This is a genomic window from Streptomyces sp. NPDC005496 (assembly GCF_042872045.1).
In the GTDB taxonomy this organism is placed as follows: domain Bacteria; phylum Actinomycetota; class Actinomycetes; order Streptomycetales; family Streptomycetaceae; genus Streptomyces.
Window position 1 is genome coordinate 323,615 of record NZ_JBIAJQ010000009.1, and the last position, 16,284, is coordinate 339,898.

Genomic DNA, 16,284 nt, shown 5'->3' on the forward strand with positions numbered 1-16,284 from the left:
CGGGACGACTGTGGGGTGGGGCGTCAGACCATCAGTGAGCGGTCCGTCGGGCGGATCGGGGCCGGCAGGTCGCTGGCCCCGGTCAGGAAGCGGTCGACCCCGCGGGCGGCCGAGCGGCCCTCCGCGATGGCCCAGACGATGAGCGACTGGCCGCGGCCCGCGTCACCGGCGACGAAGACGCCGGGCACGTTGGTGTGGTAGTCGCCGTCGCGGGCGATGTTGCCGCGCTCGTCGAGCTCCAGGCCGAACTGCGAGACCAGGCCGTTCTGGACGTCCGTGCCCGTGAATCCCATCGCCAGCGTCACCAGCTGGGCCGGGATCTTCCGCTCCGTGCCCGGCTTCTGGGTGAGCTTGCCGTCGACGAACTCCACCTCGACGAGGTGCAGCCACTGGACGTTGCCGTCCTCGTCGCCCTCGAAGTGGGTGGTGTTGACGGAGTAGACCCGCTCACCGCCCTCCTCGTGCGCGGAGGTGACCTTGTACAGCATCGGGAAGGTCGGCCACGGCTGGTGCGGGGCGCGGTCCTCGCCGGGCCTCGGCATGATCTCCAGCTGCGTGACGGAGGCGGCGCCCTGGCGGTGGGCGGTGCCCACGCAGTCGGCTCCGGTGTCCCCGCCGCCGATCACGACGACGTGCTTGCCCTCGGCGGTGATCGGGGGCGCCACGTAGTCGCCCTCCTGCACCTTGTTGGCGAGGGGCAGGTACTCCATCGCCTGGTGGATGCCGTTCAGTTCGCGGCCCGGGACGGGCAGGTCGCGGGCGGTGGTGGCACCGGCGGCGACGACCACGGCGTCGTACCGCTTGCGCAGGTCCGTCGCCTTGAGGTCGCGGCCGATCTCGATGCCGGTCCGGAAGCGGGTGCCCTCCGCGCGCATCTGCTCGATACGCCGGTTGATGTGCCGCTTCTCCATCTTGAACTCGGGGATGCCGTACCGCAGCAGGCCCCCGACGCGGTCGGCGCGCTCGTACACCGCGACGGTGTGGCCGGCCCGGGTCAGCTGCTGGGCGGCGGCGAGACCCGCGGGGCCGGAGCCGACGACGGCGACGGTCTTGCCGCTGAGGCGCTCGGGGATCTGGGGGTTGACGTCCCCGGTGTCCCACGCCTTGTCGATGATCGAGACCTCGACGTTCTTGATGGTCACCGCGGGCTGGTTGATGCCGAGCACGCAGGCCGACTCGCACGGAGCCGGGCACAGGCGGCCGGTGAACTCCGGGAAGTTGTTGGTCGCGTGCAGGCGCTCGGACGCCGCCTGCCAGTCCTCGCGGTAGGCGTAGTCGTTCCACTCGGGGATGAGGTTCCCGAGCGGACAGCCGTTGTGGCAGAACGGGATGCCGCAGTCCATGCAGCGCGAGGCCTGCGTGGGGATGATCGGCAGCAGCGAGCCGGGAACGTAGACCTCGTTCCAGTCGCGCACGCGCTCCTCGACGGGGCGGCTGCGCGCGACCTCGCGGCCGTGGTTGAGAAAGCCCTTGGGATCAGCCATTGGTCGCCGCCTCCATCATCTTCTCGGTGATCTCGGTCTCGGAGAGACCGGCTCGCTCGGCGGCGTCCTTGGCGGCGAGCACTGCCTTGTACGTGCTGGGGATGATCTTGCTGAAGCGGTCCACCGCGGTGTCCCACTCGGCCAGGAGCTTCTCGGCGACGGTCGAGCCCGTCTCCTCCTGGTGGCGGCGCACCACGTCGTGCAGCCACTGCTTGTCGGCGTCGTCGAGGGCCTCGACGGCGTCCACGTTCCCCACGTTCACGTTGTCGCGGTCCAGGTCGATGACGTACGCGACGCCGCCGGACATGCCGGCCGCGAAGTTGCGGCCCGTCTCGCCGAGGACGACAGCGTGACCGCCGGTCATGTACTCGCAGCCGTGGTCGCCCACGCCCTCGGAGACCACGGTGGCGCCGGAGTTGCGGACGCAGAAGCGCTCGCCGGTGCGGCCGCGCAGGAACAGCTCGCCGCCGGTCGCGCCGTACGCGATCGTGTTGCCCGCGATGGTGGAGTACTCGGCGAGGTGGTCGGCGCCCCGGTCGGGACGGACGATCACCCGGCCGCCGGACAGGCCCTTGCCGACGTAGTCGTTGGCGTCGCCCTCCAGGCGCAGCGTGACACCGCGCGGCAGGAAGGCGCCGAAGGACTGGCCCGCGGAACCGGTGAAGGTGATGTCGATGGTGTCGTCGGGCAGGCCCGCGCCGCCGAACTTCTTCGTCACCTCGTGGCCGAGCATGGTGCCGACCGTGCGGTTGATGTTGCGGATCGGGACCTGGGCGCGGACCGGGCGGGCGTCGGCCTGGGAGTTCGCGGCCAGTGCGTCGCCGGCGAGCCTGATCAGCTCGTTGTCCAGCGCCTTCTCCAGGCCGTGGTCCTGCGCGATCACCTGGTGCAGCGCGGCGCCCTCGGGCAGTTCGGGCACGTAGAACAGCGGGGACAGGTCCAGGCCCTGCGCCTTCCAGTGGTCGACGGCACGGGTGACGTCGAGCGCCTCCGCGTGGCCGACGGCCTCCTCGATGGAGCGGAAGCCCAGCTCGGCGAGGATCTCGCGGACCTCCTCGGCGATGAACTGGAAGAAGTTGACGATGTACTCGGCCTTGCCGGCGAACCGGTCGCGCAGCACCGGGTTCTGGGTGGCGATGCCGACGGGGCAGGTGTCCAGGTGGCAGACGCGCATCATGACGCAGCCGGAGACGACGAGGGGCGCGGTCGCGAAACCGAACTCCTCGGCGCCGAGCAGCGCGGCGATGACGACGTCGCGGCCGGTCTTCAGCTGGCCGTCGGTCTGCACGACGATGCGGTCGCGCAGGCCGTTGAGCAGCAGCGTCTGCTGGGTCTCGGCGAGGCCGAGCTCCCAGGGGCCGCCCGCGTGCTTGAGCGAGGTGAGCGGGGAGGCGCCCGTCCCGCCGTCGTGGCCGGAGATGAGCACCACGTCCGCGTGCGCCTTGGAGACACCCGCGGCGACCGTGCCGACGCCGACCTCGGAGACCAGCTTCACGTGGATCCGCGCCTGCGGGTTCGCGTTCTTCAGGTCGTGGATCAGCTGGGCGAGGTCTTCGATGGAGTAGATGTCGTGGTGCGGCGGCGGGGAGATCAGACCGACGCCGGGGGTGCTGTGCCGGGTCTTGGCGACCCAGGGGTAGACCTTGTGGCCGGGCAGCTGGCCGCCCTCGCCGGGCTTGGCGCCCTGCGCCATCTTGATCTGGATGTCGTCGGCGTTGACCAGGTACTCGGAGGTGACGCCGAAGCGGCCGGAGGCGACCTGCTTGATCGACGAACGGCGCGCGGGGTCGTACAGCCGGTCCGCGTCCTCGCCGCCCTCACCGGTGTTGGACTTGCCGCCCAGCTGGTTCATGGCGATGGCGAGGGTCTCGTGCGCCTCCTTGGAGATGGAGCCGTACGACATGGCGCCGGTGGAGAAGCGCTTGACGATCTCGCTGACCGGCTCGACCTCGTCGACGGAGATCGGCTCGCGGCCGGAGGTGAAGCCGAACAGGCCGCGCAGCGTCATCAGGCGCTCGGACTGCTCGTTCACGCGCTCCGTGTACTTCTTGAAGATGTCGTAGCGGCGGGTGCGCGTGGAGTGCTGGAGGCGGAAGACCGTCTCCGGGTCGAACAGGTGCGGCTCGCCCTCGCGGCGCCACTGGTACTCGCCCCCTATCTCCAGGGCGCGGTGCGCGGGCGCGATGCCGGAGGCCGGGTACGCCTTGGCGTGGCGGGCGGCGACCTCCTTGGCGATGACGTCGAGACCGGCGCCGCCGATCTTCGTCGCGGTGCCGTTGAAGTACTTCTCGACGAAGGCCTGGTCCAGGCCGACGGCCTCGAAGACCTGGGCGCCGCGGTAGGAGGCGACGGTCGAGATGCCCATCTTGGACATGACCTTCAGGACGCCCTTGCCGAGGGCGTAGATCAGGTTGCGGATGGCCTGCTCGGGCTCGATGCCCTCCAGGAAGGTGCCCGCGCGGACCAGGTCCTCGACGGACTCCATGGCCAGGTACGGGTTGACGGCGGCGGCGCCGTAGCCGATGAGGAGGGCCACGTGGTGGACCTCGCGGACGTCGCCGGCCTCGACCAGCAGGCCCACCTGGGTGCGCTGCTTGGTGCGGATGAGGTGGTGGTGGACGGCCGCGGTGAGCAGCAGCGAGGGGATCGGCGCGTGCTCGGCGTCGGAGTGCCGGTCGGACAGGACGATCAGCCGGGCGCCGTTCTCGATGGCGGCGTCGGCCTCGGCGCAGATCTCCTCGATCCGGGCGGCCAGCGAGTCGCCGCCGCCGGAGACCCGGTACAGGCCGGAGAGCGTCGCGGCCTTCATGCCCGGCATGTCGCCGTCGGCGTTGATGTGGATGAGCTTGGCCAGCTCGTCGTTGTCGATCACCGGGAACGGGAGGGTGACGCTGCGGCAGGACGCGGCGGTCGGCTCCAGGAGGTTGCCCTGCGGGCCCAGCGAGGAGCGCAGCGAGGTGACGAGCTCCTCGCGGATGGCGTCCAGCGGCGGGTTGGTGACCTGCGCGAACAGCTGCGTGAAGTAGTCGAAGAGCAGGCGCGGGCGCTGCGAGAGCGCGGCGATGGGGGTGTCCGTGCCCATCGAGCCGATCGGCTCGGCGGCGGCCCGGGCCATCGGCGCGACGATGACGCGCAGCTCCTCCTCGGTGTAGCCGAAGGTCTGCTGGCGGCGGGTGACCGAGGCGTGCGTGTGCACGATGTGCTCGCGCTCGGGCAGGTCGGACAGCTCGATCTCGCCGGCCTCCAGCCACTCCGCGTAGGGCTTCTCGGCGGCGAGGGCGGCCTTGATCTCGTCGTCCTCGATGATGCGGTGCTCGGCGGTGTCCACGAGGAACATGCGGCCGGGCTGGAGGCGGCCCTTGCGGACGACCTTCGCGGGGTCGATGTCGAGGACGCCGACCTCGGAGCCGAGGACGACGAGGCCGTCGTCGGTGACCCAGTAGCGGCCGGGGCGCAGGCCGTTGCGGTCGAGGACCGCGCCGACCTGGGTGCCGTCGGTGAAGGTGACGCAGGCGGGACCGTCCCAGGGCTCCATCTGCGTGGCGTGGTACTGGTAGAACGCGCGGCGGGCCGGGTCCATGGAGGCGTGGTTCTCCCAGGCCTCCGGGATCATCATCAGCACGGAGTGCGGCAGCGAGCGGCCGCCGAGGTGCAGCAGTTCGAGGACCTCGTCGAAGGACGCCGAGTCGGAGGCGTCCGGCGTACAGACGGGGAAGATGCGGTCGAGCTTGTCGCTGCCGAACAGGTCGGAGACGAGCTGCGACTCGCGGGCCTTCATCCAGTTCCGGTTGCCCTTGACCGTGTTGATCTCGCCGTTGTGCGCGACGAAGCGGTACGGGTGGGCGAGCGGCCAGCTCGGGAAGGTGTTGGTGGAGAACCGGGAGTGCACGAGCGCGATCGCGGAGGCGAAGCGGCGGTCGGACAGGTCCGGGAAGAAGGGCTCCAGCTGGCCGGTGGTCAGCATGCCCTTGTAGACGATGGTGCGGGCCGACAGGGACGGGAAGTAGACACCGGCCTCGCGCTCGGCGCGCTTGCGCAGCACGAACGCCTTGCGGTCGAGCTCGATCCCCGCGCTGGTGCCGTCGCTCACGAAGAGCTGACGGAAGGCGGGCATCGTCGAGCGGGCGGTGGCGCCGAGCAGCTGCGGGGCGACCGGGACCTCGCGCCAGCCGAGGACGGTGAGGCCCTCCTCCGCGGCGAACGTCTCGATCTGTGAGACGGCGGCGTCGGCGCCGTGCTCGGGCAGGAAGGCGATACCGACCGCGTACGAACCGGCCTCGGGCAGCTCGAAGGCCGCCACCTCACGGAAGAAGGCGTCCGGGACCTGGGACAGGATGCCGGCGCCGTCGCCCGAGTCGGGCTCGGAGCCGGTGGCACCGCGGTGCTCCAGGTTGCGCAGAACCGTGAGCGCCTGCTCGACCAGCGCATGGCTCGCCTCGCCGGTGAGGGTGGCCACGAAGCCGACGCCGCAGGCGTCGTGCTCGTTGCGGGGGTCGTACATACCCTGGGCAGCAGGGCGAGCATCCATGAAGGACCAGTTCTGGCCATTCGTGGAGTGCTGGGACGGCTGGCGCGGCGTACGCATCGGCTCTCCCGTCGTCGTCGTGGCATATGCGATTGCCGAGGGACGACGTTGGCCCTCTGCGGTGGAGTGCAAAATTTCGTGCAGGTTACATGATGGGGCGGTTCTCGGGAACCGGATACTTCGTTCCAACATGCGGACACCGCGGTCGCGGCGGGGGTACCGCGCACGGCGGTGGAGTGTGGGGGTCCCGGCGGACAGATCGATGTCCTCGGACCCGGGCCCGGCGGGCGTCGTCGCCCGTCGCGCAGGGTGCGGCGCGGGCCTCGTTGCCCACGCGCTTACGGGTCATGCCCAGTGGTTAAGCGTTCGAAACCGCCGAGTAACGACTACTTATGCAGTCCCTTGCATAAGTCCGTCGCGCCTTATCCTACGGCCGTACCGAACCAGCTGCCCAGGACGTACGTCACACCCGCCGCGGCACCACCGAGAGCGAGCTGCCGCAGCCCGCTGTACCACCACGAACGCGCCGTCACCCGGGCCACCACGGCGCCGCACGCGAAGAGCCCGATGAGCGCCAGCACCAGCGCGGGCCACAGCGCGGTCGCGCCCAGCAGGTACGGCAGGACGGGGAGCAGGGCGCCCAGGGCGAAGGAGCCGAAGCTGGACACGGCGGCGACGGACGGCGAGGGCAGATCGCCCGGGTCGATGCCGAGCTCCTCGCGGGCGTGTATCTCCAGCGCCTGCTCGGGGTCGCGCGACAGCTGCCTGGCGACCTCCCTGGCGAGCTCCGGCTCGACGCCGCGTGCCTCGTACAGCTCGGCGAGCTCGCGCTCCTCGTCCTGCGGGTGCTTGCGCAACTCGCGCCGCTCGACGTCGAGTTCCGCCTCGACCAGCTCACGCTGGGAGGCGACCGAGGTGTACTCGCCCGCGGCCATCGAGAAGGCGCCGGCCGCGAGGCCCGCGAGACCGGTGATGACGATCGTCTGGTGGGCGACGGACCCGCCGGCGACGCCGGTCATGAGGGCGAGGTTGGAGACGAGTCCGTCCATCGCGCCGAACACGGCGGGGCGGAGCCAGCCGCCGGTGACGTCGCGGTGCGTGTGGTTGTCGCGGTGGGCTTCGTGCAGTGCGGCTTCGGTGTCGATGATGGCCATCGCGGTCCCCCAGGCAGGCGTTTTGGACGAGTTCTACTTTTCGACAACAACAAAGGTACGCCCCGAATTTCGCGCCCGCCAGCAAGGAAAGGCTGGGCTAACCTGCGCCTTTGCCCCTCGGACGCTCATCCGTGGATCACTCCGCACAGCTGTCGACCGGGTGACGCTGCGGGCCGCGAGGCAGTGCCGAACCGTTCCGGTGGGACAGATCCGCAAAGGGTTCCGCGCACGGTTCCGCGCCCTGGTGCCGCACACGGTTCCGCGCTGTGGCTCCGCGCGCCGTGTCGGGAGCCGCGAGAGAGAGGCACCGTATGGCTTCCATCGCCTGCATTCCCTCGGTCCCGGCGCCCCAGGACGCCGCCGCGCTGCGCGACCGGGCGCGCGGCGCACTGCTCGGGCTCGCCGTCGGGGACGCGCTCGGGGCGCCCGCCGAGAACATGAAGCCGTCCGAGATCCGGGCGCGGTGGGGCCGGATCACCGGCTACGTCGCCGAGCACCCGGCCGGCACCGACGACACCGAGTACGCGATCTTCTCCGGGCTGCTGCTGGCCCGCCACGGCTCGGCCCTCACCGTGCACCATGTCGAGACGGCCTGGCACCAGTGGATCGCCGACCGCGACGAGGGGCCGTTCCGGGGCGCCGGGTTCAGCGAACGGGGCACCCTGGAGAACCTGCGCCGGGGGCTGGCGGCGCCGATCTCCGCCCAGCACCGGCACGCCTGGAGCGACGGTCTCGCGATGCGCGCGGCCCCCTTCGGCGTCTTCGCGGCGGGGCGTCCGGCGGAGGCGGCCCGCCTCGTGGCGATCGACGGTTCGGTCAGCCACGAGGGCGAGGGCATCTACGGCGGCCAGGCGGTGGCGGCGGGGGTCGCGGCGGCGATGACCGGGGCGCCGACCATCGCCGTCGTGGCCTGCGCCCTCGCGGTGATCCCGGACGACTCCTGGACGGCCCGGTCCCTGCGGCGCGCGGTCGCGGTCGCCCACCGGGGCGAACGCGCGGTCCGCTCCGCGGTAGTCATCGGCGGCTACCCGTGGACGGACCTGGCCCCGGAAGCCGTCGCCCTCGCCTTCGGCGCGTACGCAGCGGCCGACGGCGACTTCACGGGATCCGTCCTCACGGCCGTGAACATGGGGCGCGACGCGGACACGACGGCCGCGGTGGCCGGGGCGCTGGCCGGCGCCACGGGTGGCGCCCGCTCCGTGCCGGCCGAGTGGGCGGCCGCCATCGGGCCGGCGCGGGGCAGCTGCCTGCCGTCCATGGCGGGCCACCACGTGCTGGACGTGGCGGAGCTGCTGACCCCGGACGACGACGAGAGGTGGGCCGCGGACGCCTCCGGCCCCTCGGCCCGCGCCGCCGAGGACCCGCGTCGCGGCGCGGCAGGCACCGACGGGGTGCGGCCGTGACGCCCGGCCTGGTGGGAGACGAGCCCGGCGAGGGCGCGGCGTCCGACGCCCCCGCCGCACTTCCCCTCGACCCGACGACCCCGGCGCTCACCGACGACACCCCGGCGACACACCCCGGCCCCCCGGCCGACGCCTCGGCCTCACCCCGGGCCGAGGAGACCCCTCCACCACGAACAGACCCGCCGCTCACCACCCCGGCGACCGGCCTGGCGGCCCCGGGCAGGGACGCCCCCTCACCGCTCCCCGCCCCGACCAAGGACGCACTCTCGGCTCCCCCGGGCCCACCGCTCCCCACGCTGCCCGAGGGCGCCCTCTCGAATCTCCCCGGCCCACCGCTCCCCGCCCTGACCGAGGGCGCCCCCTCGGCTCCCCCCGGCCCACCCCTCACCGCCCTCGTGACCGCGCCGACCGGCGACGCCCCATCGACCCACGCCGACCCGGCAGTCACCATCGCGGAGCCCGTCCCCGCCGTGCCGGGCGAGGATTCCGCTCCCGCCCTCCCCGGGCCGCCGCTTGCCGACCTGCCCGAGGATTCCCACACACCCCTCCCCGGCCCGGTCCTCACCGCCCTCGTGACGCCGCCGGCCACCCTCAGCGACGACACCCCCGCGCTCCGTCCCGGCCAGGAAGTCACCCTCCCGGCGGCCCTCCCCGCAGTCCCGGGCGAGGACTTCCCCTCGGCTCCCCCCGGCCCACCCCTCACCGCCCTCGTGACCGCGCCGACCGGCGGCGCCTCCGTGTCCCACGCCGACCCGGCAGTCACCCTCCCGGCGGCTTTCCCCGTCGACCCGGCCGAAGACGCCCCCTCGGCCCTCTCCCGCCCGCCTCTCACCACCCTGGTGACCACGTCGGCCATCCCGACCGACGGCACCCCCGCGCCCCACCCCGGCCCCCCGCTCGTCATCCTCCTCAAGGCGGTTCCCGGGGGCGGGGTCGGTCCGGCGGGGGGTGTCCGGAGTGGGGTGGCGGTGCGGCGTGTCGAGGGGCTGTTGCTCGGGCTGGCCGCCGGGGACGCCGCCGGATGGCCCGCGGCCCGGCACCGGGCCGCGCGGATGCCCGAGTGGACCCGGCGGCTGACCCGTGAGCTGGACACCTTCGCGGAGCAGAACGCCACCACGACGCTGCCCGTGCCGATCGCCCTGAACCAGCCGCCCGAGCCACTGCGGCTCGGCCCGTCGGACGACGCCGAGTGGGCGGCCTTCGCGGCGGAGGCGGTCCTGCGGGCCGGGGACGCCGGCGCCCTCGGCGACCTCAGCCGGGAGCGCCGGATGCGCGCCGCCATCGACCTGGCGTGGAACGCCGTCGCCGGCGAGGTCGCCGCCGCGGCCGAACGCGCCCCGGAGGTCGAGTCGGCCGTCCTGCCGCTGCGTGCCCGGATCTCCGTCCGGGCCGGCCTCGGCAACCTCGCCGCCGGTCTGCGCCCGCCCGCCACCGGCCACGACAACCCGCACTACTTCGACGACGCGGCCTGCGTACGCGCCTGCGTGCTCGCCGTGGCCCATCCCGGCGAGCCCGGACTCGCCGCGGAACTCGCCGAGTTCGACGCCCGCTACACCCAGGACGGCGACGGTGTGCACGGCGCCCGCGCCATGGCCGCCGCGCTCGCGCTCGCCCTGACCGGGGCGCACGTCGACGCCTGCGTGACGGCCGCGCTCGCGGAGCTGCCGGAGGCGACGGAGATCGGACGCAACGCCCGGCACGCGATCGCCCTCGCCCATGGCGCCGACAGCACCTTCGGCCTGGTCCCCCTGCTGGAGCACCAGATCGTCGACCACGTCTACAGCTACGGCATCGCCGCCGCCGAGACCGTCCCGGTCGCCCTCGCCCTCGCGACCGCCGCGCGGGGCCGGATCGCCGAGGCGGTGCCCGCCGCCGCGTGCCTGTCCCGGGTCGCCGACTCCGCCCCCGCCCTGGTGGGCGCGCTGACCGGCGCGCTCGGCGGCGGCGACACGATCCCCGCGGCCTGGCGGGACGCCTGCCGCACGCTCTCCGGCTGCGCCCTGCCCCGCCTCACGGGCACCGACCTGGTGGAACTCGCCGGACTCCTGGCAGCCACGGAACTGAGCACACCGGGGGGATGATTCGGGCATGACGCCCACCACCACGGAAACCCTGGAAGAACGGATCACCGGGGCCCTCGTCGGAGCCGCCGTCGGCGACGCCCTCGGCGGGCCGGTCGAGGGCTACGCCCCGGAGCAGATCCTCGAACGTCACGGCGGCCGCGTGCACGGCGTCGTCGGCCCCTGGAACGGCGACACCTGGCGCACCGCCCGCCCGATCGCCCCGTACCACAAGGGCGACGGGCACGTCACCGACGACACCCTGATGACCCACGCCCTGGTCCGCGTGTACACCGCGGTCCGCGACCACCTCGACGCCTACGCGGTCGCCGAGCACCTGGTCCCGGACCTGATGGGCACCCCGCGCTGGATCCCCGAGCTGGAGGCTGAGGCCCTCCCCCTCCAGCGGATCTTCCTCGCCGAGAAGTGGCTGGTGGCCCGGCTCCACTACGGGCACGTCGACCCGCGAGAGGCCGGCACCGGGAACATCGTCAACTGCGGCGCGGCGATGTACATGGCGCCGGTCGGCCTGGTCAACGCGGGCAATCCCGCCGCCGCGTACGCCGAGGCGCTGGACGTCGCCGGCGCCCACCAGTCGTCGTACGGCCGCGAGGCGGCGGGCGTCTTCGCGGCGGCGGTCGCCGCGGCGTGCGTTCCCGGGGCCACCCCCGCCTCGGTCGTCGAGGCGTGCCTCGCCCTCGCCAAGGACGGGACGCGGGCCGCCGTCGAGGCGGTCTGCGAAGTCGCCGCCCGGCACACGGACTTCGAGTCGGCGCTGCGGCCGCTGCGCGAGGCGGTCGCCCCCTACGACACGGTCGGCCCGGACTACCGCTCCCCCTCGCTCGGTGCCCGCCGCCCCTCCCGCCTGCACGCGATCGAGGAACTCCCGGTCGCCCTGGGCATGTTGGTGGTCGCCGACGGCGACTACCGGCACGCCGTGCTGGGCTCGGTCAACTACGGCCGGGACTGCGACTCCATCGCCACGATGTCCGGCGCCCTCGCCGGCGCCCTGGGTTCGGCGGTCCCCGAGGACTGGGCGAAGACGGTCGCCGAGGCGAGCCGTCTCGACCTGCACGCGCCCGCGACGGCCCTCGCGGAGGTCGCCCGCGAGATCTTCGGCCGGGACGTACGGCGGCGGCGGGCCCACGAGGCGGCGTTCGGCGCGCTCACGGGGGCGCCATGCTCCGGCTGACGTGGGTGCAGCCCGAGGACCTCCTCGGCCACGAACTGCGCCAGGCGGCCGAGGACGGCCGCGAGGCGGCCGCCGTCGCGGCCCGCTGGCGGGCGGCGGGCGGCCATGAGGCCCCCGAGCGGGCGGGCGCCTCGACTGCTCCGGTCTCCCCCTATCTGCGTGTCCTCGCCGAGGACCTGCTCGACGAACTGGCCGACCTGCCCGGCGCCCTGGCGGACCGGGAGCCGACCGGGCTCGACGGGATCAGGGACCGCTGCCCCGACTGGCCCGCCCGCGACGCGGCCGACGCCCCGGCGGAGGGGCCGGGCCCGCTCGCGCTGGAGGCGGCCTGGCTCGGCCGGGCCGTCGGCTGCCTGCTGGGCAGACCCGTGGAGAAGCTCCCCCTGCACGCGATCCGCGAACGGGCCCGGGCCACCGGCAACTGGCCCCTGAGCACGTGGTTCACGGCCCGCGGGCTGCCACCCGGACTGACGGCGGCCCACCCCTGGAACAAGCGCTCCGCGCCGAACTCCCTCGCCGAGAACATCGACGGCATGCCGGAGGACGACGACCTCAACTACCCGTTGCTGAACGTGCTGTTGCTCCAGCGGTACGGCCGCGGCTTCACCACCGCCGACGTGGCCCGCCTCTGGCTGGACGAACTTCCGGCGGGCCGCACGTTCACCGCGGAGCGCGTCGCGTACCGCAACCTCCTCAGCGGTGTGGAACCCCCGCGCACGGCCCGGCACCGCAACCCGTTCCGCGAATGGATCGGCGCGCTGATCCGCGCGGACGTCCACGGCTGGACGAACCCCGGGAACCCGGCGGCCGCCGCCGCACAGTCCCACCGGGACGCCGTCCTGACCCACACGGCGAACGGCGTCTACGCGGCGATGTTCGCGGCGGCCGTCATCGCCGAGGCGGCCGGCGGCCGGAGCGACGTGCACGCCTGCCTGGCCGCCGGACTCGCCGTCGTCCCGGCCGGCTCCCGGCTGGCCGGAGCGGTCCGCCACGCCGTCGAACTCGCCCGTACGACGGCGGACTTCGAGACGGTCGTGGACGAACTGCACGCCACGCACGGCGCCTACCACTGGGTGCACGCCGTCCCCAACACCGCGCTGATCGCCGCCGCGCTCACCCACGCGGACGGCGACTTCACCGGCTCCGTCTGCCGCGCGGTGTCGGGCGGCTGGGACACCGACTCCAACGGCGCGACGGCGGGCAGCGTCGCGGGCCTGCTGGCGCGCGACCCCGCCGCCCTGCCGGAGCGGTGGACCGCGCCCCTGAAGAACCGGCTGGCCACCTCGGTCGCCGACTTCGACGGCGTCGGCTTCGACACCCTCGCCCAGCTCACCCACCACCAGAACCGTCAGGAGGCCTGCCGCCCATGACCCTCATCGCCGTGCTCGGCAGCACGAACATGGACCTCGTCGCCTACGTCGCCAAGGCCCCGCGGCGCGGGGAGACCGTGACGGGCCGGGAGTTCCGCACGATCCCCGGCGGCAAGGGCGCCAACCAGGCCATCGCCGCGGCCCACGCGGGCGCCGACGTCTCGATGATCGGCGCGGTCGGCTCCGACACGTTCGGCGCCGGACTGCGCGCCACCCTCGAACACTCGGGCGTGGACACCGACCATCTGCGCACCACCGAGGGCCCGTCCGGCACCGCGCACATCGTCGTGGACGACGAGGGTGCCAACGCCATCGTCGTCATCCCCGGCGCCAACGGCACCGTCGACCACCTGGCCCCCGGCGACGAGGCCCTCATCGCCGCCGCCGACGCGCTGCTGCTCCAGCTGGAGATCCCGCTCGCGGCGGTGATCGCCGGTGCCGAGGCCGCCCGCGCCCACGGAGTCCGCACGATCCTCACCCCCTCCCCCGTCCGGCCGCTGCCGCCCGAACTGCTGGACGCGGTCGACCTGCTGGTCGCCAACCAGCACGAGGCCGTCGCGCTCGGCGGGGTCACCGAGCCCCGGGAGGCGGCCAAGGCCCTGCTCGCCCGGGTCCCGGCCGTGATCGTCACGATGGGCGCGGGAGGCAGCCTGTACGTCGCCCGGGACCACGACCCGATCAGCGTCCCGGCGCCGCGGGTGACGGCGGTGGACACCACCGGCGCGGGCGACACCTTCGTCGGCACCCTCGCCGTCGCGATCGCCGAGGGCCGGCCGATGGGGTCCGCCCTCGCCTGGGCCTCCGCGGCCGCCGCGCTGTCGGTGCAGCGGCCGGGCGCCTCGTCCTCGATGCCCTGCCGTTCCGAGATCGACGCCCAGGCGTCGCGGCCCGCGTCATGAGCGCCGGGACGGAGCACGGCGCCGCGCGGCACACCCCGGGCACCGGCCCGGAAGACGGCGCGGAAGGGAGTCCGGACGCCGCGCGTCGGTCCGGTGCCGGTACGCCGACGCGGGACGGGCCGCTGACCGGCCTGCGCGTCCTCGACCTCGCGACCCTCTTCGCCGGACCCCTGGCCGCCACCATGCTGGGCGACTTCGGCGCCGAGGTGATCAAGATCGAGCATCCGGACAGACCGGACCCGTCCCGGGGCCACGGGCCCTCCAAGGACGGCGTCGGCCTGTGGTGGAAGCTCCTCGGGCGCAACAAGCGCGCGATCACCCTCGACCTGTCGAGCCCCGGCGGCCGGGACACCCTGCTCCGCCTCGCCGCGACCGCCGACGTGGTCGTCGAGAACTTCCGCCCCGGCACCCTGGAGAAGTGGGGCCTCGGCTGGGAGGAGCTGTCGGCCGTCAATCCGCGGCTGGTGCTCGCCCGGGTCACCGGCTTCGGCCAGTTCGGCCCGTACGCGCACCGCCCCGGCTTCGGCACGCTGGCGGAGGCGATGAGCGGGTTCGCCGCGATCACCGGCGAACCGGGCGCCCCGCCGACCCTGCCGCCGTTCGGGCTGGCCGACTCGATCGCCGGCCTGACGACGGCGTACGCGGTGATGACGGCGCTGACGGCCCGGGACCGCACGGGCGCGGGCCAGGTGGTCGACATGGCGATCATCGAGCCGATCCTCACCGTCGTCGGCCCGCAGCCCCTCTGGTACGACCAGCTCGGCCACGTCCAGCCCCGTACCGGCAACCGCTCCGCCAACAACGCGCCGCGCAACACCTACCGCACGGCCGACGGCATGTGGGTCGCGGTGTCCACGTCGGCGCAGTCGGTCGCCGAGCGGCTGATGCGGCTGGTGGGGCGCCCGGAGCTGATCGACGAACCGTGGTTCGCGACGGGCGCGGAGCGGGCCCGCAACGCGGACGTCCTGGACGAGGCCGTCGGCACCTGGATCGCCCGCCACACCCGTGAGGAGGTCCTGGAGGCGTTCGAGAAGGCGGAGGCGGCGGTGGCGCCCGTCCAGGACGTCCGGGACGTCATGGCGGACCCGCAGTACGCGGCCCTGGACAGCATCACCACCGTCGACGACCCCGAACTGGGCCCGCTGCGCATGCAGAACGTCCTCTTCCGGCTCTCCGAGACCCCCGGCGCGATCCGCTGGGCGGGCCGTCCGCACGGCGCGGACACCCGGGCGGTGCTCACCGAACTCGGCCTGACGGAGCCGGAGATCGACGGTCTGCGGGCGGAGGGCGCCCTGTGACCCCGGAACCCCTGCTCACCTGGCTGTACGTGCCCGGGGACCGTCCCGAGGTGGTGGCCAAGGCGCTCGGCAGCGGCGCGGACGTCGTCATCGTCGACCTGGAGGACGCGGTCGCCCCCGACCGCAAGGAGTACGCCCGCGAGGCCACGGCGGACCTGCTCTCCGAGGTCCCGCCGGTCCCGGTCCACGTCCGGGTGAACGCCCTGGACGGCCCGCTGGCCGAGGCCGACCTGGACCTGCTCGCCCGGCTCCCCGGCCTGTCCGGTCTGCGGCTGCCGAAGGTGGTCTCGCCGCGGGACGTCGTGCGGGTGGCGGAGGGCGCCGTGCCCGCCGAGGGCGGGGCCCCGCGGCTGTACGCCCTGCTGGAGTCGGCCCTCGGTGTGGAGCAGGCGTTCGCGGTCGCGTCCTCGCACCACGCCCTGCGTGGCATCGCGCTCGGCGAGGCGGACCTGCGGGCGGACCTCGGCGTACGGGAGGACGCGGGTCTCGACTGGGCGCGCTCCCGGGTGGTCGTGGCCGCCCGGGCCGCGGGTCTGGCGCCGCCCACCCAGTCGATCTACCCGGACATCCGGGACCTGGACGGGCTGGCCGTGTCCTGTGCCCACGGGCGCGCGCTGGGCTTCCTCGGACGCGCCGCCATCCATCCGCGGCAGCTGCCCGTCATCGAGCGGGCGTATCTCCCGACCCCGGAGGAGACCGAGTCGGCGGAGGCGGTCCTGAAGGCGGCCGCCGCCCATCCGGGGGCGCAGGCCCTGCCCGACGGCCGTTTCGTCGACGCGGCCGTGGTGGCGGGCGCCCAGCGGACGCTGGCGCTGGCCCGCCGCCGCGGGTGAGGCGTCCGGGCCCGCGGCGTTCCCCGCCCGGCACACGGACGGAGGGCACCGGATCCGTGATCCGGT

10 protein-coding genes are annotated in these 16,284 nt (G+C 73.9%); 7 read left to right on the forward strand and 3 right to left on the reverse strand.

Annotated elements, in window-relative coordinates:
• Nucleotides 1–23: 23 nt before the first annotated feature.
• The 3 genes from ACFYQQ_RS27820 to ACFYQQ_RS27830 form a co-directional block, all read right to left on the reverse strand.
• Nucleotides 24–1,484, reverse strand: a complete 1,461-nt coding sequence (locus ACFYQQ_RS27820) for a glutamate synthase subunit beta (RefSeq protein WP_355780980.1) — start codon at nucleotides 1,482–1,484, stop codon at nucleotides 24–26.
• Nucleotides 1,477–6,069 (reverse strand): glutamate synthase large subunit, encoded by a 4,593-nt coding sequence (gene gltB / locus ACFYQQ_RS27825; RefSeq protein ID WP_355780977.1) that lies wholly within the window; start codon nucleotides 6,067–6,069, stop codon nucleotides 1,477–1,479. Before gltB ends, ACFYQQ_RS27820 begins: the two co-directional genes overlap by 8 nt.
• 362 nt (nucleotides 6,070–6,431) lie before the next feature.
• A complete protein-coding gene (locus ACFYQQ_RS27830; RefSeq protein ID WP_355780975.1) occupies nucleotides 6,432–7,163 on the reverse strand; it encodes a VIT1/CCC1 transporter family protein in 732 nt (243 codons plus the stop codon).
• Between the two features lie 311 nt (nucleotides 7,164–7,474).
• Between ACFYQQ_RS27830 and ACFYQQ_RS27835 the strand changes: the two genes are divergently transcribed.
• From ACFYQQ_RS27835 to ACFYQQ_RS27865, 7 genes are all read left to right on the forward strand, one after another.
• Complete coding sequence (locus ACFYQQ_RS27835) at nucleotides 7,475–8,566, forward strand: ADP-ribosylglycohydrolase family protein (RefSeq protein WP_356238921.1); 1,092 nt, start codon at nucleotides 7,475–7,477, stop codon at nucleotides 8,564–8,566.
• 572 nt (nucleotides 8,567–9,138) lie between these two features.
• A complete protein-coding gene (locus ACFYQQ_RS27840; RefSeq protein WP_388905472.1) occupies nucleotides 9,139–10,647 on the forward strand; it encodes an ADP-ribosylglycohydrolase family protein in 1,509 nt (502 codons plus the stop codon).
• Between the two features lie 7 nt (nucleotides 10,648–10,654).
• Entirely contained in the window at nucleotides 10,655–11,818 is a 1,164-nt protein-coding gene (locus tag ACFYQQ_RS27845; protein WP_355793573.1) for an ADP-ribosylglycohydrolase family protein, read from the forward strand.
• Nucleotides 11,806–13,188 (forward strand): ADP-ribosylglycohydrolase family protein, encoded by a 1,383-nt coding sequence (locus ACFYQQ_RS27850; RefSeq protein ID WP_355793575.1) that lies wholly within the window; start codon nucleotides 11,806–11,808, stop codon nucleotides 13,186–13,188. The genes ACFYQQ_RS27845 and ACFYQQ_RS27850 overlap by 13 nt, the downstream gene beginning before the upstream one ends.
• Nucleotides 13,185–14,087: a ribokinase gene (rbsK, locus tag ACFYQQ_RS27855; RefSeq protein ID WP_356170309.1), complete on the forward strand. Its 903-nt coding sequence runs from the start codon at nucleotides 13,185–13,187 to the stop codon at nucleotides 14,085–14,087. The genes ACFYQQ_RS27850 and rbsK overlap by 4 nt, the downstream gene beginning before the upstream one ends.
• Complete coding sequence (locus ACFYQQ_RS27860; protein ID WP_388905444.1) at nucleotides 14,084–15,385, forward strand: CaiB/BaiF CoA transferase family protein; 1,302 nt, start codon at nucleotides 14,084–14,086, stop codon at nucleotides 15,383–15,385. Before rbsK ends, ACFYQQ_RS27860 begins: the two co-directional genes overlap by 4 nt.
• Nucleotides 15,382–16,218, forward strand: a complete 837-nt coding sequence (locus ACFYQQ_RS27865) for a CoA ester lyase (protein ID WP_356238916.1) — start codon at nucleotides 15,382–15,384, stop codon at nucleotides 16,216–16,218. The genes ACFYQQ_RS27860 and ACFYQQ_RS27865 overlap by 4 nt, the downstream gene beginning before the upstream one ends.
• The last annotated feature ends 66 nt before the right edge of the window (nucleotides 16,219–16,284 follow it).